This is a genomic window from Cupriavidus sp. CuC1 (genome assembly GCF_044627735.1).
In the GTDB taxonomy this organism is placed as follows: Bacteria; Pseudomonadota; Gammaproteobacteria; order Burkholderiales; family Burkholderiaceae; genus Cupriavidus; species Cupriavidus ulmosensis.
This window is the reverse complement of sequence record NZ_JBIUHC010000004.1, coordinates 95,238-119,455: the sequence shown is the minus strand read 5'-3', so window position 1 is coordinate 119,455 and position 24,218 is coordinate 95,238. Positions and strand designations below refer to the sequence as shown.

Sequence of the window (24,218 nt, the reverse complement as noted above, 5' to 3'; positions counted from 1 at the left end):
CGCGCGTTTGCGGCCATTTGTTAACCCCCCTGCCCGGTTTACCCGTTATGATCCCGATCGGATTAAGCCCAAAGGGTGTAATCCCGAACGGTTTAGCTCAGGCGGAGACTAAACCACTCGGGATAACTCGGCAAATAGGAGTTAGCTATGAGCTACAAAGAATTGATTGAGAGGGCACTGCACGGACGCAGCGTGAACCAAGCTGCGAAGGACTTAGGCATGCGTCAAAACACACTAAACCGCTATGCCCGCGGCGAACGCCTACCCGACTATGACGACGCCTTGCGCCTCGCCCACGAAGCAGGAATAGACGACGCAGTTGCGTTCAATATCCTCGCTGAAGAGGCGGCACGAAAGAAGGAAGGGAAGAACAAAGAATGGTGCGCCCGGCTGGGATCGAACCAGCAACCCCTGCCTTCGGAGGGCAGTACTCTATCCATTGAGCTACGGGCGCACAGGGTATGACGAGGTACAACACGGGCAGCGCGCGAGTGCCGCTGCCGGAAAGTCCGATAGGATACCGTGTTTGGCGGGAGACGTCCACGGCAGGCTGAAAAGTGCGGCCTGATGACGTCTCTTGCAAGCCGCTTTTGCCTCCATGCGGTAGGTCTTTGAGGCTATAATCGCGAGTTATTTGTGTAAAAACGGGGCTGCGCAACGTCCACATCAGATCCGGGGATGATGGTGCCGCGCCCTGCCGGCTGGCCCGTTTCGGGGCAGTTGGCACCGGATAATAGTCCGATGCGCGCAATTGGCCAGGGGAAATTGGCCACCGAGCAAGCGGCCACATAAGCAGCCGATCGCGAGCGGCCACAGGTTTCCTGCAAAATTGAGAGTTGAGTATGAGCGACGTCCACAACGCACAAGACGAACACGAGTCTCCCATCAAGACCCCCAAGCAGCTGATCGCTGTGGTGATTGCCGCCTTCCTGGTGCCAATCATCGTGATCATCCTGCTGGTCAACTTTGTCGGACACGGTGCCAAGGAAGGTGCGGGCGCAACCGCTACCGCGGAAGCCGTCAATGACCGCATCAAGCCGGTCGCCTCGCTCGAACTGAAGGACCCGAACGCACCGCGCGTCTACAAGACGGGCGAGCAGGTCTATAAGGAAGTCTGCGCCGCCTGCCACGCCACCGGTGCTGCCGGCGCGCCCAAGTACGGCACCGCCGGTGACTGGGCTCCGCGCATCGGCCAGGGCTTTGCCGGCCTGCTGAACTCCGTGCTGCACGGCAAGGGCGCCATGCAAGCCCGTGCCGGCACCACCGCCGACGACTACAGCGATTACGAACTCGGCCGCGCCGTGGTCTACATGGCCGACGCCGGTGGCGCCAAGTTCCCGGAACCCGCCGCTCCTGCCGCTCCGGCTACGGCTGCTGCTTCGGAAGCGGCTGCGGCGCCTGCCGCTGCTGCTGCTCCGGCCGCTCCCGCAGCTGCCCCCGCCGCCGCTGCCGCACCGGCTGCTGCAGCCGCTGCGCCGGCTTCCGCAGAAGTGGGCAAGAAGGTTTACGACCAAGTCTGCGCCGCCTGCCACGCAGCGGGTGTTGCCGGTGCGCCGAAGCTGGGCGACAAGGCCGCCTGGGCACCGCGCCTGAAGGAAGGCATGGACGCCGTGCACGCCTTCGCCCTGAAGGGCAAGGGCGTGATGCCGCCGAAGGGTGGCTACGCCGGCCCAGACGCCGACGTGATGGCCGCAGTGGACTACATGGCCAACGCTTCGAAGTAAGCCCAAGCACTCTCAACAAAAAAGCCCGCGGCATGCCGCGGGCTTTTTGTTTTCCGGTGACTTAAACCACCCGCGAGTAGCGCGTTGGCATCGGCAGCGGCGTACCTACATCAGCGCTCCGGGTGGCAACCGGCTCCATCCGCCGGCCATCCTCACGCAGGAAACCGTCGAACACCATGGCCAGGCGGCGCACCAGCAAGCGCCCCAGCGGGGTCACCTCGATGCGGCCGGGCTCGCAACGCACCAGCCCGTCCTCGGCCAGCTGCGCCAGTTCCGCAAGCTCTGCCGCGAAATGCGCAGCAAAATCGATGCGGTGGCGCGCTTCGACCGCCGCCACGTCCAGCACGCCATTGCACATCAGGGCGCCAATGACATCGCGCCGCAAGTGATCTTCATTGCGCATGGCGAAGCCGCGCATCACCGGCAGCACGCCGGCGTCGAGGCCACGGTAGTAGTCATCCAGCGTGCGGGCGTTCTGCACGTAGCGGCACGCCACCGCGCCGATCGACGAGACGCCGAAGCCAAGCTGGTCATGGCCGGCGTGGGTGGAATAGCCCTGGAAGTTGCGCTGCAGCCGGCCCTCGCGCTGGGCCACGGCGAGCGCGTCGTCCGGCAGCGCGAAGTGGTCCATACCGATGTAGACGTAGCCCGCGGCGGTGAGCTGCCCGATGGTGCCGACCAGGATGTCGAGTTTTTCGGCGGCGGCCGGCAGCGCGCGTTCGTCGATGCGCCGCTGCGGCTTGAACACATGCGGCAGGTGTGCATAGCTGTACACCGAGAGCCGGTCCGGGCGCATCGCCAGCACCTGATCGACCGTGGCGGCAAAGCGCGCCGTGGTCTGGTGCGGCAGGCCGTAGATCAGGTCCATGCTGACCGAGTGGAAACCAAGCCGGCGCGCGGCGTCGACTACCGACTGCGTCTCGGCCAGCGATTGCACGCGGTGGATGGCGCGCTGGACCTCGGCATCGAAATCCTGCACGCCCAGGCTGATGCGGTTGAAGCCGAGCTCCGCCAGCAGCGCCATCTGCGCGTCGCCGATGCGGCGCGGGTCGATCTCGATGGCGTGCTCGCCCTCGGGCAGCAGGCGGAAGTGCTGGTGCAGCGCGTCCATGACGCGGCGCATCTCGGCGGGATCGAGGAAGGTCGGCGTGCCGCCGCCCCAGTGCGACTGCACCACCTCGCGCCGCGCACCGAGCTGCTGGGCCACCAGCGCCATCTCGCGTGCCAGGTAGTCCACGTAACGGGCGCTGCGGCGGTGGTCCTTGGTGATGATCTTGTTGCAGCCGCAGTAGTAGCAGATGTTCTCGCAGAACGGCACGTGCACGTACAGCGAGAGCGGCGCGGCGGCGTTGGTAGCGTTGGTAGCGTTGGTGGCGCAATCGGCCAGCGCCTGCCGGTAGTCCTGCGCGCCGAAGCCGCCGTGGAAGCGGTCCGCCGTCGGATACGAGGTGTAGCGCGGGCCGTTGACATCCATGCGGCCCGCCAGCGCGCGAAAGTCCGACAAGGCGTGCCGGTCCGGCGCCGCCGCGGCCCGTGCCGCCGACTTGCCGGTGCAGGCGGCGCCGCATTTGCCGCTGCAGGCAGGGGATGGGCTCGACGCGGCGATGGGGATGGACATTGCGTTGGAGAACGGGGCGGGGGCAGTTGCAGCCATGGGGCGGCCTTCGTCGTGGATTCGATGGCTCATCGTAGGGCGCGCCGCCCGCGCCTGCGTTGACCGGGGTCAAGCCGCGGCCCTTGACACGCCGCGCGCCGCGGCGGGGGCATGCCCCGCGTCATGCCAGTGTCACCTGGGCCGGGTAGGCTGCGCGGCGCTCTTCCCAATCACGCAATTCCTCTGCACCTGGCCTCGCGGGTTCCCATGCAAGTTTCTTCCCTGATTGCCACCCCGGCGCGGCTGCCGCGCCGCCGGGTCCTGGCCGCACTTGGCAGCGCCATGATGGCGCCCGCCTCCCTGCTGGCGCAGTCGCCACCACGGCGTGCGCTGGTGATCGGCCACCTGGTGGACCGCGGCGGCGCCCAGGCCGACCTCGCGCGCGACTACCTGGCGGGGGCCAAGGTCATGTTCGACGCGGCCAACGCCGGCGCGCGCGAGCCGCGCGTAGTGCATGTGGTGCGCGAGGTCGACGCGGATCCGCGCGCGGCCACCGCGCAGGCGCTGTCGCTGGTCGACGGCGAGCGGGCTGAATTGCTGTTCGGTCCCAGCGACGCCCTGCTACCGGTGCTGGCCGCCTCGCCCGAACTGGCCCGGCGCGGCGTGCAGATCGTGGCGCCGTTGTCGGGGCTGTCGCTCTCGGCGGATCACGTCTGGTACACCCGGGCCGACTACCGTACCGAGCTGGACGCGGCCATTCGGCAGTTGCGCAGCTATGGCCTCAAGCAGCTGGTGCTGGCCGTGGCGCCGGATTTTGCGGCCGGCAGCCTGGCGAGCGGCACGCCGTGGCGGCGCCAGGTCGACCAGGAGACCGGATTGCAGGTCCTCACGCTGGACGCCGGAAGAGGCAACGAGGCTGCCGCGCTGGCGCAGCGCATCGCCACCGCGCGCCCGGCCGCGGTGATCGTGGCGGGCGATACGCTGGCCTACGGCAATCTCGGCCGCGCGCTGGCGGCGCGGGGCTGGTACGGCTTCCTGGTGGGCTTGTCCGCGGTCAATTCGCTGGCGGCGCGGGAGATTCTTGGCGCCGGCTACAACGGCGGCATCGTGCTGACCCAGATCGCCCCGGGCCCGCAGGATCTGACCCTGCGCGTGGTCAAGGAGCATGTGGGCCGGATGAAGCAGTTCCTGGACGAGCCCGCCTCGCCGGCCACGCTGGCCGGCTACATCGGCGCGGCCTGGCTGGTGCGCACGGCCTTGTCCGGGCCGCGCGGGGCAACCCCGGCGGACCTGCGGCGCGCGCTGCAGGCCCGCGTCGACGTGGGCGACTTCGTGCTGGATTTCACGCACGGCACGCGCGGCTCGCAGTATGTGCAGCTCGCGGCGATGGGCGGCGGCACGGCACGGTGAGCGGTAGCGCGGGCACCGGGCCGCGCGCGGCTCAGGCGCGCGGCAGTACGATGCGCACCCGCAGGCCGCCCTCCGGGCGGTTGGCCAGGCTGAGCTCGCCGCCGTGGCGCGAGACGATATCCGAGGCGATCGACAGGCCCATGCCGACCCCGCCGGTGGTACGGTTGCGCGAGGATTCGAGCCGATAGAACGGCTCCAGCACGCGCGCCATCTCCTCTGGCGGGATGCCGGGGCCGTTGTCGCACACATCGATCACCACCCGCTCGGCACTGTCGGCCAGCTCGATGCGCGCGCTGCCGCCGTAGCGGTGGGCGTTCTCTACCAGGTTGACCACGGCCCGGCGCAGTTCGGCCGGATAGGCCAGCAGCGGCTCGGCGTCACCGGACAGGGTGACGTCCTGGCCGATCTCCGTGGCATCGTCTACCACAGCCTGCAGCAAGGCATGCACATCCACCCGCTGGCGCGGCGCGGCGGCGCCGTCGCGCTCGCGCAGGTAGTACAGGGTGGCATCGATCAGCCCGTTCATCTCCGCCAGGTCCTGGCGCAGGCGATAGCGGACCCGGTTGTCGTCGACGCCTTCGATGCGCAGGCTCATGCGCGTGAGCGGGGTGCGCAGGTCGTGGGACACGGCGGCCAGGAAGCGCGATTGCTGTGCCAGCTGGGTGCGGATGCGCTGCTGCATGTGGTTGAAGGCCTTGGCCGCGGCGCGGGCCTCGGCCGGGCCGCTGTCTTCGTCCAGCGGCGGGGCATGCACGTCCTGGGCAAGCCGGCCGGCGCTGCTGGCCAGGCGCTGGACGGGCCTGGCCAGCAGGCGCGCGCCCACCCATGACGCGGCCACGATGGCGGCAAGCTGGAACAGCAGCCCCAGGCGGGGTGGCCCCAGACCATGGGTCCGGCGCTGGCGGTGGGGCGGCACGGGAGCGCCGCTTTCACCGTTGTCCGCGCGCGCCCCGGCATCCGGCGGCGGCGGCGGCGGCGGCGGCTCGCCCCGCTGCCCCTCTTCGCCCGGAGGCGGCCCAGGCGGAAGCTCGTCACCGGGGGAGAAGCTGAATCCGGTATGCCCCGGGCGCGGGAACACGCTCTCGATGACCGTCACGCCGAGCAGGTGCACGGCCAGCATGATCGCGGCCATCACCAGGAACAGCCGGATGAACATGGAGTCGTGGCGGGCCACCCAGCCCGCGCGCTCAGGCTTCGACGGCGCCGGTGAAGACATAGCCCTCGCCTCGGACGGTACGGATCAGCGTCGGGTCGCGCGGATCGTCGCGCAGCTTCTGGCGCAGGCGCGAGACCAGCAGGTCGATGCTGCGATCGAAGACATCGAGATCGCGGCCGCGCGCCTGATTGATCAGCAGCTCGCGATCGAGCACGCGGTTCGGATGTTCGATGAATGCAAGCAGCAGCCGGAATTCAGCATTGGACAACGGCACCACGGTTTCCTCGCCGTCCACCAGCTGCCGCAGCGTGGTGTTGAGGCGCCAGCTACCAAAGCGCAGTTCGTGGCCGCCCACCGCCGCCGGGCGCTTCACGCCGCCGCCCCGGGTGCGGCGCAGCACGGTGTGGATGCGCGCCACCAGTTCGCGCATCTCGAAGGGCTTGGTGACATAGTCATCGGCGCCCACCTCCAGCCCGACCACGCGGTCGGCCAGCTCGGTGCGCGCGGTGAGCATGATCACCGGCAGGTCGCCGCGCTCGCGGATCTCGCGGCACAGCGCCAGGCCGTTTTCGCCGCGCAGCGAGAGGTCGAGCACCACCAGGTCGTAGTCGCGCGTGGCCATGGCGGCGCGCATGGCGCCGCCGCCCTCGGCGCCATCGGCTTCGATGCCGAAGGTGGCGAGATACTCGGCCAGCATGGAGCGGATCTGCGGATCGTCGTCGACGATCAGCAAATGAAGGGGCGTGGCGGGAGAATGGTCCATCGGGTTTCGTCGTGCTTTGCAGTGGTTTGCCGCGTGGCGTATGGCATGTCTGCGGCAGGTTTGCTTCGGTATGGAAGCGGATCGGGGCGGCCCGGCAGGCGGCCGCCGCCAGGGATTGACTCTACCAGCCCGGCTTGACGGCCCGATAGGCAGGGTGTGGCCGCTTTGTACCGGGCTTGATACAAAGCGGCCCGCCCCGGGGACTCGCTTTGTACGGCATTGCTTGCGCGTGCTGACCAAGCGCTCAAGCAACAGGGGGCTAGCCTTTCTAAGATGTCATGTCGTTATCCCGCCGCTTTTGTGCCTGCAAGTTCCTGACAAGCAGGCAACGGCAGCCCGGCGCCCCGCTATGCTTGAAGCCATCGGCATCACGTCGGCGATCCCGGGCCTCTCCCCGCATGACCTCCATGGAGAATCCTTGTGACCCAGCCCCAAGCCTTACTGCCCCGACTGCGTTCCCTGCCGTCCCTCGCCGTGCTGTGCGGCGCCTGCGCCTTGACGCTGCCGGCGCACGCGCTGCAGACCAGCGCGCCGGCCGTTGCCGGCCCCGGCCAGCCGGCGGCACCCGCATCGCTGCCCGAAGCGCTGGCGCTCACGCCTGCCCAGGCCGCCCTCTGGCAAGCCGCCCGGGCCGCGGCGCGGGAAGCGCATGCGCACGCGCTGGAACTGCAGGCGCGCTTTATCCGCGAAGGTGGCGGCCCCGCTCTGTCGGAGGGGCTCGAGCCGTCGCTGCGCGCCCGCGCGGAGCGGGAAGACCGCTTGCACGACGCGCTCGACAAGGATCGCCGCGCCGCGCGCGATCGCTGGATCGCGTTTGAAGAAAGCCTGGAAGCCGGCCAGCGCAAGCGTCTGCGCGACATGCCGGAGGGTCGCATGCCGGGCTCGCCGCCGGGCCCGTTCGGCCCCGGTCCCCACCCGTTCCCCGGCGCCATGGCAGGCCCGATGCCCGGCCACGGACCGGCGCCCATGCCCTGCGCCTTCGGCGCGAACGGCCCGTTCGGCGTACCCGGCGCTGCGGAACCTCACCGACCAGGAGTGCCAGATGCCCAATAAGCCCCTCGACCACGCAGGCCCGCTCGCGGAAAACGCAGGCCGCCGCCGCTTCCTCGGCGGCGTTCTGGGAGGATCCCTCGGCGCCGGGTTGATGGGGCTGGCGGGCGATGCCGCCGCGCAACCCGCCGCCTGCCTGCTCACGCCGGCCATGACCGAGGGCCCGTTCTATATCGACCAGGCGCTGGTGCGCCGCGATATCCGCGATGGCCGGCCGGGCCAGTTGCTGCGGCTGAGGCTGGTCGTGGTGGACACCGACCGCGGCTGCGCGCCCGTGGCCGGCGCGCTGGCCAGCATCTGGCATTGCGATGCCGGCGGCAGCTACAGCGGCTACGACCAGCGCAGCATGCCGCCGCCACCTGCGGGCAGCCCCGGCCCAGGGCCGGAACAAGGCCCAGGCCCGGACGGTGGCGCAATGCACGCCGTGCCCGCCAGCGCCTCCCGCTTCCTGCGCGGCGTGCAGCCCACCGGCCCCGATGGCGCCACGCAATTCCTGACGATCTACCCGGGCTGGTACGCGCCGCGCGCGGTGCATATCCACCTGAAGATCCATCTCGGCAAGACCGAGGTGCTGACCACCCAGCTGTTCTTCGACGATGCCCTCAACCGCGAGGTGCACCTCCAGCATGCCGCGTATCGCGCGCGGGGCGCTTCGCCAGTGCAAAACGCACAGGACGGCATCGCCGGCGCGCGCCCCAACCTGCTGCGGGTACGCCGCCTGCGGGACGCGGCCAGCACGCTGGAAGGCGAATTCACCCTGGGCATCGCGCGCCCCTGACAGCCACAGGATCTGGCGGATTCCCTAAAAAAACGCCCCCGGACTTAAGGTGCGGAGGCGCTGAACAGGGAAGAAGTCGGGCGTAATGCCCGGCCACGCCGCTCCGAAGGGACGGAACGACGCGGCACCTGGTCCAGTACATCGGGCCAGGCACTGGCGATGTTAGACGGACATCGGGCGGGGGTCATGTCCCCCTTGTAGGCTAATGTATCGACTTTGTACGTTCGGCACCGGCATGGGGCACGCCATGCCGGCGCCGGTCATGCCGGGTTCTTGCCTGGCGCGCCGGGCGTTCCCAGCAGGGCCTTGAGCCCGGCCAGGCGGTCCTTGGGGCTCATGGCGGGCGTTTCGTCCTTGATAGCGGGCGCCTCCTCGAGCTTCATCTCGCCGATGAAGCGCGAGGGCTCGCACGAATAGGTATCGCGGGCGCGCTTGCGCTTCTTGCACCAGCTCAGGTGCAGGCTGCGCTGGGCTCGCGTGATACCCACATACATCAGGCGGCGCTCTTCCTCGATCTTTTCGTCGCTCATGTCTTCGTCTTCGCGGCAGTGGGGCAGGATGCCCTCCTCCACGCCGACCAGGAACACGTGCGGATATTCCAGCCCCTTGGAGGCGTGCAGCGTCGACAGGCGCACCGCGTCGGGATCTTCCTCGCGGCCTTCGAGCATGCTCATCAGCGCCACCGTCTGGGTCAGCTCCAGCAGGTTCTTGCCCTCGTCGCCGAAGCCGTCGGCGGTGTCGAAGCCGGTAGCCTCTTCCGCCTCGCCCGTGGCTTCCGGCTTGGTGCCCTTGCGCTTGAGCCAGTCGAGGAATTCCAGCGTGTTGGTCCAGCGCGACTGGGCCTGGCGCTCGTCGAAGGTGTCGTACAGGTAGGCCTCGTAGTGGATGCCTTCCATCATGTCGTCAAGCACCTGCGTGGCGGGATCGCTGGCCGCGCGCCCGGCCAGGCGCACCATGGCCTCGCAGAACACCCGCAGTGGCTCCAGCTGGCGCGGCTGCAGCTTGCCTTCGATGCCGCCCATCATGGCTGCCTCGAACAGCGACACCTTGGCCTGCCCGGCGAAGGTGCCCAGCACTTCCAGCGTGGTGTTGCCCACGCCGCGTTTGGGCGTGGTGATCGCGCGGATGAAGGCAGGATCGTCGTCCGGGTTGGCGATCAGGCGCAGGTAGGCGCAGATGTCCTTGATCTCGGCCTTGTCGAAGAAGCTCTGCCCGCCCGAGAGCACATAAGGAATGCGCTCGCGGCGCAGGATCTGCTCGAACAGCCGCGCCTGGTGGTTGCCGCGATACAGGATGGCGTAGTCGCGGAACTGCGCGCGCCGCTCGAACTTGTGGGCGGACAGGCGGAACACCACGGATTCCGCCTCGTGCTCCTCATCGTTCATCGGGTTGACGGCGATGGGGTCGCCCATGCCGTGCTCGCTCCACAGCTTCTTGTCGAACAGCTTGGGATTGTTGGAGATGACCGCGTTGGCCGCCTCCAGGATGCGCACGGTGGAGCGGTAGTTCTGCTCCAGCTTGACCACCTTCAGGTCGGGGAAATCGGTCTGAAGCAGCTTCAGGTTGTCCAGCGTGGCGCCGCGCCAGCCGTAGATGGCCTGGTCGTCGTCGCCCACCGCGGTGAAGGCCGGCGCGCGCAGGTGCGAGCCGCCGGCGAGCTGCTTGAGCAACTGGTACTGGCAGGCGTTGGTGTCCTGGTACTCGTCCACCAGGAAGTAGCGCAGCCGGTTCTGCCAGCGCAGGCGCACTTCCTCGTTGCGCGCGAACAGCTCGGCCGGCAGGCGGATCAGGTCGTCGAAATCCACCGCCTGGTAGGCGTGCAGCGTGGCCACGTAGTTGCGGTAGATCAGCGCGGCCTGGTGATCGTCGGGATTGTCGGCCTGGGCGATGGCGGTCTCGGGATCGACCATGCCGTTCTTCCACAGCGAGATGGTGCTCTGCACGCTGCGGATCAGCTTCTTGTCGGTGGAGGCAAGCTGCTCCTGCACCATGCCGAAGCAATCGTCGGAGTCCATGATCGAGAAACGCGGCTTCAGCCCCACGTGCTCCGCCTCGGCCCGCAAGATCTGCACGCCCAGCGAGTGGAACGTGCTGACCGTGATCTGCTTGATGGGGATGCGCTTGCCCTCGCGCGTAGTCTTGCCCTCCATCAGCTTGGCGATGCGCTCCTGCATCTCCTTGGCGGCCTTGTTGGTAAAGGTCACTGCGGCGATGTGCTTGGGCTGGAAGCCCTTGTCCTCGATCAGGTGAGCGATCTTCTGTGTGATCACCCGGGTCTTGCCCGAGCCGGCGCCGGCGAGTACCAGGCAGGGGCCGTCGAGGTAGCGAACGGCTTCGGATTGGGCAGGGTTGAGTCCGTGGGTCATGCGAGGCGGGTAATGACGGATGCGCAACGCGGCATGCGCGATTGCTGGGCGGAGGCTGGATGTTAACACGCGGCCATGGCCGGGCCTTGGACGGAAAAGAGTGTACTCACCGGCACGTAACACTTCGTAAGCCCGGGAGCCGCGGCCTTTCTGGCACGTCTAATTTCTATGTCCGGCCAAAGTGTGAGCCGTGCCGGATGCACTTCACCATACGTTGGGGGCAAACACGCTGGAGGCAATCATGAACACCCTGCATTCCCTGAGCAAGGCGGTCTTGATCGGTATCGCGGTAGCTGGCATGGCGGGCTGCGCCGATATGACACCAAAGCAGCGAAACACCGCAATCGGTGCTGGCGTTGGCGCAGTGGGTGGCGCAGTCCTGACGGGCGGTGACGCACTAGGCACCCTGGGCGGCGCCGCGGTAGGCGGTGTCATCGGTAACGTTACGACACCCAACCATCGCGGGCGGTAGTGCATCGCAGCAGGACAGTGACGCCGGCCGGGTGCGTTGACAAAGCCAGGACGCTCCCGTAAATTGCGCGCATCTGACCGGGAGAGCGCGCATATCTTGCGCCGCCGAAGGGGTATCACCCGAAAACTCTCAGGCACCATGGACTGGTTGGATCGGCTTGCAACATGCACACGATGCACGCCGTACTCTGGAGAGCGGCACCCGCCACTGATCGATTCCATCGACAGCCATGGTGAGCGTGCCCACCGAAGGGGCGCGCAAGGTTTGGGTTTCCAGCAACCGGGATCCGCCTTGTAATCTCTCAGGTATCGAGGACAGAGGGGTCATCCGCCGCAGCGGATTTGGCAGCGCCATGGCGCGCCGAATCCTGCGGTGGATGGCCCTTTTTTCGTTTTCGAACCGAGATTTGCCTTCCCCCGAGGATTCCATGACGCTCCAGGCCACGCCCCTCAACGCCATCCACCGCGCCCTCGGCGCCCGCATGGTCGACTTTGGCGGCTGGGACATGCCGGTCAACTACGGCTCCCAGATCGAGGAACACCATGCCGTGCGCAGCGATGCCGGCATGTTCGACGTCTCCCACATGTGCGTGGTCGACCTCAAGGGCGCCAATGTGCGCCCCTTCCTGCGCGGCCTGCTGGCCAACAATGTCGACAAGCTGCAAACGCCGGGCAAGGCGCTGTACTCCTGCATGCTGGATGAAAAGGGCGGCGTCATCGACGACCTGATCGTCTATTTCTTCGCCGAGGACCACTTCCGCCTGGTGGTCAACGCCGGCACCGCGAACAACGATATCGAATGGATCGCCGCACGCAACGCCGCCACCAATAGCGGCGTGAAGATCACGCCGCGCCGGGGCGACAATGCGCCCGACGGCGTGGCCCCGCTGGCCATCGTTGCCGTGCAAGGCCCCAACGCCCGCGCCAAGGTGTGGAGCGCTTTCCCCTCGACCCAGCCCAGCGAAGCCCTGAAGCCGTTCAACGCCGTGGTGGTGCAGGACCCCGCCCTCGGCGAAGTCATGGTGGCACGCACCGGCTATACCGGCGAAGACGGTTTCGAGCTGGTAGTGCCGGCCGAGAACGTGGCCGGCCTGTGGGAAAAGCTGATCGCCGAGGGCGTTCGCCCCGCCGGCCTGGGCGCGCGCGACACGCTGCGCCTGGAAGCCGGCATGAACCTGTACGGCCAGGACATGGATATCCACACCTCGCCGCTCAACGCCGGCCTGGCCTGGACCGTGGACCTGCAAAGCGAACGGGACTTCACCGGCAAGGCGGCCCTGGTCGCCGGCGGCAAGACCCGGCAGTTCGTCGGCCTGATCCTGCGTCCGGCCAACGGAAAGGCGGGCGGCGTGCTGCGCGCCCACCAGAAGGTCATCACGCCGGCCGGCGAAGGCGAAATCACCAGCGGCACCTTCAGCCCCTCGCTCAGCCAATCCATCGCTTTTGCCCGCCTGCCGCTCGACGTTGCCGTCGGCGCCGAGGTGCAGGTCGAGATCCGCGACCGCAAACTCGCCGCGACTGTGGTTAAACTGCCGTTTGTGCGCAATGGCAAGGCACTCGTGAGCTGACGCTCGCACCGGTCACAGCGCGCCTGCCGGCGGTTTCCCGATCGACGATCGACACCCCCCGCCCGGCTGGCGCTGAAAAACAAATTGAATCTGGAGCAATCCCATGAATTTCCCCGCCGACCTGAAATACACCGAGTCCCATGAGTGGGTGCGCGTCGAAGCCGACGGCACGCTGACCATCGGCATCACCGACCACGCGCAGGACGCGCTGGGCGACATCGTCTTCCTGGAGCTGCCGGAAGTGGGCAAGTCGGTCGGCGCCGGCGACGCGCTGGCCGTGGTGGAATCGGTCAAGGCCGCATCCGACATCTACGCCCCGGTGGCTGGCGAAGTCATCGCCATCAACGATGCCGCCGCCGCCGCGCCGGAAAGCGTCAATGCCGACGCCTTCGACGCCTGGCTGTTCAAGCTCAAGCCGGCCAACAGCGACGACGTGAACGGCCTGATGTCGGCCGACGCCTACAAAGCCAACGTCGGCGCCTGATGCCAGACCGTCATTCCCGCCGCCACGGGAATGACGGATGAAGATTGACGCGACGCGCCGGGCCGACCACCCGCCGCACCGCTCCCACGAGATCCTTGCCATGAACGCCCCCCTGCCCATGACTGCCGCCCAAGTTGCCCGGCCCACGCTGGCCGAACTGGAGGCGCGCGACGCCTTCGCCTCCCGCCATATCGGCCCCGATGCCGCCGAACAACAGCACATGCTCAAGGTGCTGGGCTATGACAGCCGCGCCGCGCTGATCGACGCCGTCATCCCCGCCGCCATCCGCCGCCGCGACGGCATGCCGCTGGGCGAGTTCACCGCGCCGCTGAGCGAAGAAGCCGCGCTGGCCAAGCTGCGTGGGCTGGCCAGCAAGAACCGCGTGCTCAAGAGCTTTATCGGCCAGGGTTACTACAACACGCTGACCCCGGGCGTCATCCTGCGCAATATCTTCGAGAACCCGGCCTGGTACACCGCCTACACGCCCTACCAGCCCGAGATCTCCCAGGGCCGCCTGGAAGCCATGCTGAACTTCCAGCAGATGGTGACCGACCTGACCGGCCTGGACATCGCCAATGCCTCCATGCTGGACGAAGGCACCGCCGCGGCCGAAGCCATGACGCTGCTGCAGCGCGTCAACAAGCACGCCTCCACCACCTTCTATGTGGCGGACGACGTGCTGCCGCAAACGCTGGAAGTGGTACGCACCCGCGCCCTGCCGCTGGGCATCGAAGTCAAGGTCGGCCCCGCTGCTGAAGCGGCCGGCGCCCATGCCTTCGGCGTGCTGCTGCAGTACCCGGGCGTCAACGGCGATGTCGCCGACTACCGCGCCATCGCCGACGCCGTGCATGCTGCCGGCGGCCTGGTGGTGGCTGCCGCCGACCTGCTGGCGCTGACCCTGATCGCCGCGCCCGGCGAATGGGGCGCCGACGTGGCGGTGGGCAACTCGCAGCGCTTCGGCGTGCCGCTTGGCTTCGGCGGGCCGCACGCCGGCTACATGGCGGTCAAGGATGCCTTCAAGCGCTCCATGCCCGGCCGCCTGGTTGGCGTGACCATCGACGCGCAAGGCAACAAGGCATACCGCCTGGCCCTGCAGACGCGCGAGCAGCATATCCGCCGCGAGAAGGCCACCTCGAACATCTGCACGGCACAGGTACTGCTGGCCGTGATGGCCTCCATGTACGCCGTGTACCACGGCCCGCAAGGCCTCAAGCGCATCGCCCAGCGCGTGCACCGCCTGGCCGCCACGCTGGCCGGTGGCCTGGAACAACTGGGCTACGCACGCACCAATGCCACTTATTTCGATACGCTGACGCTGGAAACCGGCTTCAACACGGAAGCCATCCACGCCTCGGCAACCGCCCGCGGCATCAACCTGCGCCACGCCGGCGCCACCCGCATCGGCATCTCGCTGGACGAAACCACCTCGCGGGAAGACGTGGTCGCCCTGCTGGAAATCTTCGCGCACGGCAAGCCGGTGCCCGACTTCGATGTGCTGGAAGCCGTCGCGCAGGATGCCTATCCCGCTGGCCTGGCACGCCAGAGCGCTTACCTGACCCACCCGGTCTTCAACACGCACCACGCCGAGCACGAAATGCTGCGCTACCTGCGCATGCTGGCCGACAAGGACTTGGCGCTGGACCGCACCATGATCCCGCTGGGCTCGTGCACCATGAAGCTCAACGCCACCAGCGAGATGATCCCGGTGACGTGGCCCGAGTTCAGCAAGATCCACCCCTTCGCGCCGCTGGACCAGACGGTCGGCTACCGCGAGATGATCGACCAGCTCGAAGCCATGCTGTGCGCCGCCACCGGCTACGCCGCGGTGAGCCTGCAGCCCAATGCCGGCTCGCAAGGCGAGTACGCCGGCCTGCTGATCATCCATGCGTACCACGCCAGCCGTGGCGAGAGCCATCGCGACATCTGCCTGATCCCGTCCTCCGCGCACGGCACCAACCCGGCGTCCGCGCAAATGGCCGGCATGAAGGTGGTGGTGGTGGCCTGTGACGAAGATGGCAACGTCGACCTGGACGACCTGGCGAAGAAGGCCGAGCAGCACAGCAAGAACCTCGCCGCGATCATGATCACCTACCCGTCCACGCACGGCGTGTTCGAGCAGGGCGTGCAGCAGATCTGCGACATCGTGCACAAGCACGGCGGCCAGGTCTATGTGGACGGCGCCAACATGAACGCCATGGTCGGCACCGCCGCGCCGGGCCAGTTCGGCGGTGACGTGTCCCACCTGAACCTGCACAAGACCTTCTGCATCCCCCACGGCGGTGGCGGCCCGGGTGTTGGCCCCGTGGCGGTCGGCGCGCACCTGGCCGACTTCCTGCCCAACCAGGACAGCGTGGGCTATCGCCGCGACGACCAGGGCATCGGCGGCGTGTCCGCCGCGCCGTTCGGCTCGGCCAGCATCCTGCCGATCTCGTGGATGTATATCGCCATGATGGGCTCGGCCGGCCTGACCGCCGCCACCGAGAACGCCATCCTGGCCGCCAACTATGTGGCGCGCCGCCTGTCGCCGCACTTCCCCGTGCTCTACACCGGCCAGCACGGCCTGGTGGCGCACGAGTGCATCCTGGACGTGCGAGCGCTGCAGAAGACCACGGGCATCTCCAACGAGGACGTGGCCAAGCGCCTGATGGACTACGGCTTCCACGCTCCCACCATGAGCTTCCCGGTGCCGGGCACGCTGATGATCGAGCCGACCGAGAGCGAGGCCCTGCATGAGCTGGACCGCTTTATCGACGCCATGATCGCCATCCGTGCCGAGATCGCCCGCGTGGAAGACGGCAGCTTCGACCGTGAGGACAACCCGCTGAAGAACGCGCCGCACACCGCCGCGGTGATCACCGCCGACGCGTGGGAGCACAAGTACACGCGCCAGGAAGCCGCCTACCCGGTGGCCGCGCTGCGCACGCAGAAGTACTGGCCGCCGGTTGGCCGTGCGGACAACGTGTACGGCGACCGCAACCTGTTCTGCGCATGCGTGCCGATGAGCGAGTACGCTGAAGAGTAAGCTGGTATGAAGCCGGGGCTGCTGCTCGTCGCGGCAACCCCGGCGTTTTGCCAGCGCGCCTTGCCAACGCGCTATGCTCGGTGTGGATGCGCGGCCACCCGGCCGTGCCCGGAAAAACGGAGCACGCATGTGGAATCTCAGCGCCCCATGGTGGGAATTCGTCCTGCGCGGACTGATCGTCTACGGCAGCCTGCTGGTGCTGCTGCGGCTTTCCGGCAAGCGCCAGATCGGGCAACTCACATCGCTCGACCTGGTGTTGTTGCTGGTGCTGTCCAACGCCGTGCAGAACTCAATGAACGCCGGGGACAACTCCGTTGCCGCAGGGCTGATCCTGGCGGTGACGCTGGTCGCCGCCAACCTTGTGCTGGCGTGGCTGAGCTGGCGCAGCCGGCGCATCGAGAACGTCGTCGAAGGGCGGCCTGAGGTACTGATCCACGATGGCCTGGTGTTTGCCGACGTGATGAAGCGCGCGCTCGTCACACGCGACGACCTGCACAAGGCGCTGCGGCATGCCGGGTGCCAGCGCGTCGCCGATGTGCATTTCGCGATTCTCGAGAATGACGGCACGATCAGCGTGCTGGTAAAGAAAGACGCGCCCCCCACCCCGCCCAACGCGGCAGGCTCGCTGTGGCGCGCCCCCATTAACAACGATATGGACGCGCCGGTCTGAATCCGGCGCCAGCCAGCCCCCAGGAGCCTCTCGTGGCAGTCAGCGTCTTCGATCTGTTCAAGGTGGGCATCGGTCCCTCCAGTTCCCACACCGTGGGCCCGATGCGCGCGGCGCTGATGTTTGCCCAGGGGCTGGCCCGCGACGGGCTGCTGCCGCAGGTGGCCAGCGTGCGCATCGAGCTGTACGGCTCGCTCGGCGCCACCGGCCGCGGCCACGGCACCGACAAGGGCGTGATTCTTGGCTTGCTGGGGGAGGCGCCCGACACCGTCGACCCCGACACCATCGACTTGCGGATGGCCGCGCTGCGCGCGAGCCGCACGCTGTCGCTGCTGGGCACCCACCCCGTGCCCTTCGTGGAGAAGGAGCACATCGTCTTCTATCGCCGCGAGGCCATGGCCGAGCATCCCAACGGCATGAAATTCCACGCCTTCAATGCCGGCGGCGAAACCATCCGCGAAGGCCGCTACCTGTCGGTGGGCGGCGGCTTCGTCATCACCGCGGGCGCGGCCAATACGCAGATCCTGGAAGCGGACCATCAACTGCCGCATCCTTTCCGCAGCGGACGCGCCATGCTGGAGATGGCAACCGCCAGCAAGAAGAGCATCGCGCGGCTCATGATGGAAAACGAATGCGTGTGGCGCAGCGAGGCCGAGGTCAATGCCGGCCTGCTGCGGATCTGGGCCGTGATGCAGGCCTGCGTGGCGCGCGGCTGCCGCACCGACGGCGAGCTGCCGGGCCCGTTCAAGGTCAAGCGCCGCGCCCCCGAACTGTTCCGCAACCTGACCGAGCACGCCGAGCGCTCGCTGGCAGATCCGCTTTCGGTGATCGACTGGGTCAACCTGTACGCGATCGCCGTCAACGAGGAAAACGCGGCCGGCGGCCGCGTGGTCACGGCGCCCACCAACGGCGCCGCCGGCATCATCCCGGCCGTGCTGCATTACTACGACCGCTTCGTGCCGGGCGCCAACTCGCAAGGCGTGATCGACTTCCTGCTGACCGCCGGTGCGATCGGCATGCTGTACAAGCTCAATGCCTCGATCTCCGGCGCCGAAGTGGGCTGCCAGGGCGAAGTCGGCGTGGCCTGCTCGATGGCCGCCGGCGCGCTCGCCGCGGTGATGGGCGGCACGCCCGAGCAGGTGGAAAACGCGGCCGAGATCGGCATGGAGCACAACCTCGGGCTGACGTGCGACCCGGTCGGTGGGCTGGTGCAGATACCCTGCATCGAACGCAATGCGATGGCGTCGGTGAAGGCCGTCAATGCGGCGCGCATGGCGTTGCGCGGCGATGGCATGCACTACGTGTCGCTCGACTCCGTCATCAAGACCATGCGCGAGACCGGCGCCGACATGAAGACCAAATACAAGGAAACGGCGCGCGGCGGGCTGGCGGTGAATATCGTGGAGTGCTGAGCGCATCGCCCCGGCAAATCCGATCACGCGCTTTCTGCTACGCTAGCCGCGCATCCACCCCAACCCACTGGAGTCCGGCATGGTCAAGATCAGCATTCTCTACCCGCATAGGAAGGGCGGCCGGTTCGATATGGACTACTACATGCAACGGCACGTGCCGCGCGCCGTCGCGCTGTTCGGCCCGCATCCGGGCTACCACGGCGTGTCGGTGGAGCGCGGCCTGAGCGGCGGCGCGCCGGGCTCGGATCCGGCCTTTACGGTGGTGTTCAGTTTCCTGTTCGAGTCGCTGCCGGCCTTCGTCGCGGCGTCAAAGGCCGTCGGCAACGAGCTGCAGCTCGATATGCCCAACTACACCGATGCGGTGCCCGTGATGCAGATCAGCGAAGTGGTGAATATCGGCTGACACGCCTGCGGGCGGCGCTATCATGTAGCGTTCTTCCCCCATTGGCGGCCACAGCCATGCAGACCTTTCATCAGCTATTTGACGAAACCTCGTCCACCTTCACCTACCTGCTGATCGATGCGGCCACGCGCCAGGCGTTGCTGATCGACCCGGTAGACCACCAACTGGAGCGCGACATGGCGCTGCTGCAGGCCAGCGGCGCCACGCTGGCGTGGGTGGTCGAGACGCATGCCCACGCGGACCACATCACCTCCGCCGGCCATGTTGCACTGCAAACCGGGGCGCACACCGCGGCCCCCTCGGGTTGCGACATCCAACCCGCGCAAAAACAGCTGATCGACGGCGACACGCTGCAGTTCGGCACGCAGACGCTGCGCGCCATCCACACGCCGGGGCACACCGCCGGCAGCATGAGCTACCTGTGGGAAGAAGCCACGCCCGCCGGCACGATGCGCCGCGTCTTCACCGGCGACGCGCTGCTGATCGACGGTTGCGGCCGCACCGACTTCCAGTCCGGCGACGCTGGCACGCTGTACGACAGCCTCACGCAGAAGCTCTTCGCCCTGCCCGACGACACCGTGGTCTACCCCGCCCACGATTACAAGGGCCGCACCGAATCCACCATCGGCTTCGAGCGCGCCAACAACAGCCGCGTGGCTGGGCGCACGCGTACCCAGTTCATCGAGATGATGGGGCAGTTGAACCTGCCCAAGCCGAAGCTGATCGATGTGGCGGTGCCCGCCAACCAGCGGCTCGGGCTGCGGGATGGCGAAAGCGTGCCGCACGGGGTGTGACGCACGCGCGCGAGAAGCAATAAGCTATCGGCCTTCGCAGGCACTTGAATGGAGAGAGAAGACATGGCCCAGTACACCGCAGAGATCCTCTGGCAACGTGGCGAGCAGGATTTCCTCGGCAACCGCTATAGCCGCAAGCACCTGCTGCGATTCGATGGCGGCGTGGAAGTGCCAGGATCCTCATCGCCCCATATCGTGCCCCTGCCCATGTCGGACGCCGCCGCCGTCGATCCCGAAGAAGCCTTTGTTTCGTCGCTCTCCAGCTGCCACATGCTGTGGTTCCTCTCCATCGCCGCCAAGCACAAGTTCTGCGTGGACCGCTACTTCGATGCCGCGGTCGGCACCATGGCGAAGAACGCGGAAGGCCGGATGGCCATGGCGGTGGTCACGCTCAGGCCGGAGGTCACCTTCTCCGGAGAGCGCCAGCCGACCCGCGAGGAACTGGCGCACCTGCATCACACGGCGCACGAGGCTTGCTTCATTGCCAACTCGGTGAAGTCGGAGGTGCGCTGCGAGCCGGTGTACGTGGGCGCACAGGCCTGATTGCCCCGCTGCAAGCCGCGGGCCTGCCAGCGATTCGGACTGATTAGGACTGATTAGGACTGCTCTGATTGAGCAAGCCTGCAGATTGCGCTATGTTGGGGGCCCGCTGCCCGACTGCTCCTGCAGGTGCCCATTTGCCCGCCACGCCAATATCCGCCCCGGATCGCCAGCGCCGCCGCTTGCTGAAGGCTGCCGCTCTTGCTAGCGCTAGCGCCAGCTGCGCTTGCAGCGCGCCGGACCCATTGGTGGTGGACGACGTCAGCCAGTTGAACCCTATCCGCGTGGCGCAGCTGGCCACGCCGGCCAGCACGGCGCAGATCCAGCAAGCATTGCGAAAAAGCGCCGGGCCGGTATCGATCGGCGGTGCGCGCTTCAGCATGGGCGGACAGGTGGCCATGGCCGATTCGCTGCATCTGGACATGCGCGGGATGAACCGCCTGGTATGGCTGGACGTAGCGGGCCGGCGTGCCCGGGTGCAGGCCGGCATGCGCTGGCGCGATCTACAGGAAATCCTCGATCCGCACGACCTCGCCGTCAAGGTGATGCAGAGCTATAGCGATTTCTCGGTGGGCGGGTCGGTCTCGGTGAATTGCCATGGGCGCTACGTCGGGGCCGGTCCGGTGGTCGAGTCAGTGCGTGCGCTGCAACTGGTGGGCGCCGACGGCAATGTCCGCGAGCTGAGCCGAAATAAGGATGCGGCACTTTTCCGTGCTGTGGTTGGCGGCTACGGCGGCCTGGGGGTGATCTCCGAGGTGGAGCTCGACTTGGCGGTCAATGGCGTGATTGCCCGCCATGCGCAGCGCGTGACGCTGCCTGACTATCCCGCATTCTTTCGCGATCAGGTGGTGGGCAACCCCGCAGTGGTGCTGCATAACGCCGACCTCGCGCCGCCGGACTTCGACCAACCGCTAGCGGTCAGCTGGATTGCCTCCGACGCAAAGCTGACCCAGAGCGAACGCCTGGTGCCACGCAAGCTGAACTACGCACGCGAGCAGAACCTGATCTGGGCCGTGTCGGAATTGCCTGGCTCACAATGGCTGCGCGAGCGCTACGCCGAGGAAAATCTGCTGCGCGAGCGTGCGGTTGTACACCGCAACTATGAAGCCAGTCTTGATACCGCCTCGCTGGAACCACGCACGCGAATCTTCTCGACCTATCTGCTGCAGGAGTATTTCATCCCGGTAGCCGCGTTCCTGCCCTTTGCCAGGCGGATGGCGGACATCCTGCGGCGGTATCAGGTCAACGCCTTGAACATATCGATCCGGCACTCTCCACCGGATACGACCACGCTACTAGCGTGGGCACCCACCGAGGTGTTCTCCTTCGTGCTGTACTACAAGCAGCGAAGCAGCCAGAGCGCCGATTTCGCCACGCGGCAGTGGACGCAGCACCTGATCAACGCAGCACTGGACGCTGGCGGGCGCTACTACCTGCCTTACCGCCTGCATGCGACACCGGACCAGTTCCTGCGCGCCTACCCCGAAGCGGCGGCGTTTGCGCGCATCAAGAAGCAGGTAGATCCTGCCTATCGATTCCGGAACCAGCTTTGGGAGAAGTACCTGCCAGCGTAGGGTGCCGGCAACAGGCCCGGTACCGCGCTTAGCTAGCTTAGCTAGCCCAGCTATCGCAGGTCTGCCGCACCGTTTCGCGCAGGCTGCGGGTCGTGCTCTCGATCTGGCGCACGCGTTCCGCGTCGCCGTTGCGGCTTTGCGCCAGCGCGCGGATATTGGCCAGGGCGTCGAGCGAGCCCAGCGCTTCGGCATGCGGCACCAGCGCGTCGCAGATCGAGATGATGTGGTCGGCAATCGGCATCCGGGTCAGTTCGTTGGGATGCACGTACTCGCCTTCCAGCCCGAAGCGGCACGCCTGGAAGCGGTTGAAGGTGTAGACCAGGTAATCGTCTTCCTGCGGCATGAAGGGGCGCGACAGCAGCAGGTAACGCGCAAGCGCCTGGATGTAGGCGGCGATATCGCAGGCGCGCCCGACCGTGAGCGGCGTGTCCATCACGCGGACTTCGATGGTGCCGAACTCCGGCTTGGGACGGATATCCCAGTAGAAGTCCTTCATGCTCTCGATCACGCCCGTGTTGCGCATCTTGTTGAAGTACGCGGTGAAGGCATCCCAGGTGAGCAAGTGCGGCGCGCGCCCGCTCATCGGGAAGGCGGCGACGGAATTCAGCCGTGCCGAGGCGAAGCCGGTGTCCACCCCTTGCACATAGGGCGACGAGGCGGCCAGCGCAATGAAATGCGGCACGTAGCGGCCGATGGCGTGGAGCAGGAACAGCGATTCATCGGCGCTCGGGCAGCCGATGTGCACGTGCTGGCCGAACACCGTGAACTGCTTGGCCAGATAGCCATAGAGCTCGGAAATGTACTGGTAGCGCGGCGAATCGGAGATGGTGCGGTCGGCCCATTGCTGGAACGGGTGCGTGCCGCCGCCGCAGATGCCGAGGTTGAGCGAGCGCGAGGCGTCGACCATCAGGTCGCGCATGGTGCCGAGCTCAATCAGCGCCTGTGCATAACTCTTGCAGATGCCGGTGCTGATCTCGATCATCGAGGGGCTGATCTCGGGCTTGATGTCGCCGGCGTGCTGCGCGCCTTTCAGCGCACGCAGCAAATCCGGCGCGAACGGCGCCAGGTCGTAGTCATGCCGGTTGACGAGCTGCAGCTCCAGTTCCACGCCAAACGTCAGCGCCTCGGAGTGCTTGAACGGTTCGAGTGACATCAGCGCCCTCCTCCATTGCTTCTGACCTCGCCCGCATAGCGAAGTGCCCAGGCTGCCATCGTGGGCCCAAGCAACTGCTCGATCGCCAGCGAGCACAGGATGATGGCTGCCAGTGGCTCACCCGTGGTGGGATACAGCAGCGCGATATCGCTCATCAGCAAGTACGCGAGGCCCGACATGGGTGCCAGTGCAAGCCCGAGGGCCACGCACTGCTTCATGCTCAGGCCCGAGAACGAACCCAGCGAGGCCACGCCTACCAGCTTGGCGAAGTGACGCAGCAGTACCAGCACACAGGCGGCGCCACCACCAATGGCCCAGTCGTGCGCGGTCAGCGGCAGGCCGAGCGAGACCACCATCACGATGATCAACAGGCTGCCCGCGCTGCCGAAGTGCGCCGGCCACACGCGCGGCTGGCTGTCCTGATGCTTGAACACTACACCGGCCAGCATCAGCGTGAGCGGCATCGACAGCTTGAGTACGCGCGTGAGCGCCAGCGTGAACAGCACCAGCCCCACCAGCACCAGGAAGCTGTAGTGATCGTCCGTTTCCATGCGCGCGTAGATCGCGTGGCCAAGCTTGCCGACGACCCAGGCCAGCAGGCAAGAGCCCACCAGCAGGTAGAGCGGATGCAGCAGCGCCGCGCCCAGGTTGCCGTACTCGGAATGCAGCCAGCCGGTGGTGACCTGGACGATGGCGGCGGCGTAGATGCTGTTCAGCGCGGCCATGGCGAGCAGCCGCTCGGTCACCTGTCCGTCGGCGCGCAGCTCGTTCTTGAGCTGCAGCACGATGGTGGGCGAGGTACTGACGGCAATGCCGCCGGCCAGGATGGCCACCGCCGGGCTCACGCCGATCCATTGCAGCACTGCGGCCACCAGGCCCCAGGTCAGCAGGCTTTCAAAAGCGCTGGTGAAGAGCAGCCAGCGGTTGGCACGCAGCCAGGTGAGCGAGAGCCGGTGCCCGAGCTCGAACAGGGCCAGCGCCAGCGCCATGTCGATCAGGATGCGGGTCTGCGCGATCATGTCCTCGTCCACGATGCCGCGGCCGAGCATGCCGGCCGCGAGGCCCGTGGCGGCGTAGCCGACGATGCGGGGCAGCCGCAGGTACGTGCGGCATATCTCGCCCGCCAGGCCGGCGCCCACCAGCGCCAGCCCGACCCAGAAAAGCCCGCCCGGTGCCAGGGGCAGGCTTGGAAACAATTGGCTCAGTCCATTCATGGCTTATATGGTAGCGGAGGCACATGACATTCCATGTCGGAGTTTGTCCGACAGGGCACGGTAGTTGCTGTCAAC

General features: G+C 67.2%; 20 protein-coding genes, 1 tRNA gene, 1 pseudogene and 2 riboswitches. Of the genes and pseudogenes, 15 read left to right on the top strand and 7 right to left on the bottom strand.

Features of this window, described 5'->3' with window-relative positions:
* Positions 1–147: 147 nt before the first annotated feature.
* Positions 148–306, top strand: a pseudogene (locus tag ACGLHR_RS02860) (helix-turn-helix domain-containing protein); the annotation flags it as partial.
* A 72-nt stretch (positions 307–378) separates the two neighbouring features.
* On the opposite strand, the gene ACGLHR_RS02855 reads toward ACGLHR_RS02860, so the two are convergent.
* Positions 379–454, bottom strand: a tRNA-Arg gene (locus ACGLHR_RS02855).
* Positions 455–842: 388 nt separating this feature from the next.
* Between ACGLHR_RS02855 and ACGLHR_RS02850 the strand changes: the two genes are divergently transcribed.
* Positions 843–1,724 carry a c-type cytochrome gene (locus ACGLHR_RS02850; RefSeq protein WP_400091729.1) on the top strand — a complete coding sequence of 294 codons (882 nt, stop codon included), beginning with the start codon at positions 843–845 and terminating at the stop codon, positions 1,722–1,724.
* A 61-nt stretch (positions 1,725–1,785) separates the two neighbouring features.
* On the opposite strand, the gene hemN is transcribed toward ACGLHR_RS02850, so the two are convergent.
* A complete protein-coding gene (gene hemN, locus ACGLHR_RS02845) occupies positions 1,786–3,198 on the bottom strand; it encodes an oxygen-independent coproporphyrinogen III oxidase (protein WP_400091785.1) in 1,413 nt (470 codons plus the stop codon).
* 387 nt (positions 3,199–3,585) lie between these two features.
* Between hemN and ACGLHR_RS02840 the strand changes: the two genes are divergently transcribed.
* On the top strand, positions 3,586–4,728 hold the full coding sequence (locus tag ACGLHR_RS02840; RefSeq protein WP_400091728.1) for an ABC transporter substrate-binding protein: 1,143 nt from the start codon (positions 3,586–3,588) through the stop codon (positions 4,726–4,728).
* A gap of 31 nt (positions 4,729–4,759) precedes the next feature.
* On the opposite strand, the gene ACGLHR_RS02835 is transcribed toward ACGLHR_RS02840, so the two are convergent.
* Both ACGLHR_RS02835 and ACGLHR_RS02830 read right to left on the bottom strand, forming a co-directional pair.
* Positions 4,760–5,944 carry an ATP-binding protein gene (locus ACGLHR_RS02835; RefSeq protein WP_400091726.1) on the bottom strand — a complete coding sequence of 395 codons (1,185 nt, stop codon included), beginning with the start codon at positions 5,942–5,944 and terminating at the stop codon, positions 4,760–4,762.
* Positions 5,916–6,647 (bottom strand): response regulator, encoded by a 732-nt coding sequence (locus ACGLHR_RS02830; RefSeq protein ID WP_400091725.1) that lies wholly within the window; start codon positions 6,645–6,647, stop codon positions 5,916–5,918. The genes ACGLHR_RS02835 and ACGLHR_RS02830 overlap by 29 nt, the downstream gene beginning before the upstream one ends.
* A gap of 420 nt (positions 6,648–7,067) precedes the next feature.
* On the opposite strand from ACGLHR_RS02830, the gene ACGLHR_RS02825 reads away from it, so the two are divergent.
* Together ACGLHR_RS02825 and ACGLHR_RS02820 are read left to right on the top strand one after the other, a co-directional pair.
* The gene (locus ACGLHR_RS02825) at positions 7,068–7,700 is read left to right on the top strand and encodes a hypothetical protein (protein WP_400091723.1); all 633 of its coding nucleotides are present in this window, start codon (positions 7,068–7,070) and stop codon (positions 7,698–7,700) included.
* The gene (locus ACGLHR_RS02820) at positions 7,690–8,475 is read left to right on the top strand and encodes a protocatechuate 3,4-dioxygenase (RefSeq protein ID WP_400091722.1); all 786 of its coding nucleotides are present in this window, start codon (positions 7,690–7,692) and stop codon (positions 8,473–8,475) included. The genes ACGLHR_RS02825 and ACGLHR_RS02820 overlap by 11 nt, the downstream gene beginning before the upstream one ends.
* Positions 8,476–8,735: 260 nt before the next feature.
* Here ACGLHR_RS02820 and ACGLHR_RS02815 read toward each other — a convergent pair whose 3' ends face one another.
* A complete protein-coding gene (locus tag ACGLHR_RS02815) occupies positions 8,736–10,841 on the bottom strand; it encodes a UvrD-helicase domain-containing protein (protein WP_267604753.1) in 2,106 nt (701 codons plus the stop codon).
* Between the two features lie 241 nt (positions 10,842–11,082).
* Between ACGLHR_RS02815 and ACGLHR_RS02810 the strand changes: the two genes are divergently transcribed.
* From ACGLHR_RS02810 to ACGLHR_RS02765, 10 genes are all read left to right on the top strand, one after another.
* The gene (locus ACGLHR_RS02810) at positions 11,083–11,313 is read left to right on the top strand and encodes a hypothetical protein (RefSeq protein ID WP_400091721.1); all 231 of its coding nucleotides are present in this window, start codon (positions 11,083–11,085) and stop codon (positions 11,311–11,313) included.
* Between the two features lie 68 nt (positions 11,314–11,381).
* A riboswitch (glycine riboswitch) is annotated at positions 11,382–11,469 on the top strand.
* 21 nt (positions 11,470–11,490) lie between these two features.
* Positions 11,491–11,641, top strand: a riboswitch (glycine riboswitch).
* Positions 11,642–11,740: 99 nt separating this feature from the next.
* Complete coding sequence (gene gcvT / locus ACGLHR_RS02805; protein ID WP_400091719.1) at positions 11,741–12,880, top strand: glycine cleavage system aminomethyltransferase GcvT; 1,140 nt, start codon at positions 11,741–11,743, stop codon at positions 12,878–12,880.
* A gap of 103 nt (positions 12,881–12,983) precedes the next feature.
* A complete protein-coding gene (gene gcvH, locus ACGLHR_RS02800; protein WP_006157271.1) occupies positions 12,984–13,364 on the top strand; it encodes a glycine cleavage system protein GcvH in 381 nt (126 codons plus the stop codon).
* 100 nt (positions 13,365–13,464) lie between these two features.
* Positions 13,465–16,386 carry an aminomethyl-transferring glycine dehydrogenase gene (gcvP, locus tag ACGLHR_RS02795; protein WP_400091717.1) on the top strand — a complete coding sequence of 974 codons (2,922 nt, stop codon included), beginning with the start codon at positions 13,465–13,467 and terminating at the stop codon, positions 16,384–16,386.
* 127 nt (positions 16,387–16,513) lie between these two features.
* Positions 16,514–17,056, top strand: coding sequence for a DUF421 domain-containing protein (locus ACGLHR_RS02790; RefSeq protein WP_400091716.1), 543 nt, complete (start codon positions 16,514–16,516; stop codon positions 17,054–17,056).
* A gap of 32 nt (positions 17,057–17,088) precedes the next feature.
* A complete protein-coding gene (locus tag ACGLHR_RS02785) occupies positions 17,089–18,465 on the top strand; it encodes an L-serine ammonia-lyase (RefSeq protein WP_400091714.1) in 1,377 nt (458 codons plus the stop codon).
* A gap of 79 nt (positions 18,466–18,544) precedes the next feature.
* Complete coding sequence (locus ACGLHR_RS02780) at positions 18,545–18,868, top strand: EthD family reductase (protein ID WP_400091713.1); 324 nt, start codon at positions 18,545–18,547, stop codon at positions 18,866–18,868.
* Between the two features lie 56 nt (positions 18,869–18,924).
* Positions 18,925–19,662, top strand: a complete 738-nt coding sequence (locus tag ACGLHR_RS02775) for an MBL fold metallo-hydrolase (protein WP_400091711.1) — start codon at positions 18,925–18,927, stop codon at positions 19,660–19,662.
* 63 nt (positions 19,663–19,725) lie between these two features.
* Complete coding sequence (locus ACGLHR_RS02770; protein WP_400091709.1) at positions 19,726–20,205, top strand: OsmC family protein; 480 nt, start codon at positions 19,726–19,728, stop codon at positions 20,203–20,205.
* 248 nt (positions 20,206–20,453) lie between these two features.
* A complete protein-coding gene (locus ACGLHR_RS02765) occupies positions 20,454–21,776 on the top strand; it encodes an FAD-dependent oxidoreductase (RefSeq protein ID WP_400091708.1) in 1,323 nt (440 codons plus the stop codon).
* Between the two features lie 37 nt (positions 21,777–21,813).
* Here ACGLHR_RS02765 and ACGLHR_RS02760 read toward each other — a convergent pair whose 3' ends face one another.
* Positions 21,814–22,929: a YbdK family carboxylate-amine ligase gene (locus ACGLHR_RS02760; protein WP_318233584.1), complete on the bottom strand. Its 1,116-nt coding sequence runs from the start codon at positions 22,927–22,929 to the stop codon at positions 21,814–21,816.
* The gene (locus ACGLHR_RS02755) at positions 22,929–24,143 is read right to left on the bottom strand and encodes a cation:proton antiporter (RefSeq protein ID WP_318233583.1); all 1,215 of its coding nucleotides are present in this window, start codon (positions 24,141–24,143) and stop codon (positions 22,929–22,931) included. Before ACGLHR_RS02755 ends, ACGLHR_RS02760 begins: the two co-directional genes overlap by 1 nt.
* Between the last annotated feature and the right edge of the window lie 75 nt (positions 24,144–24,218).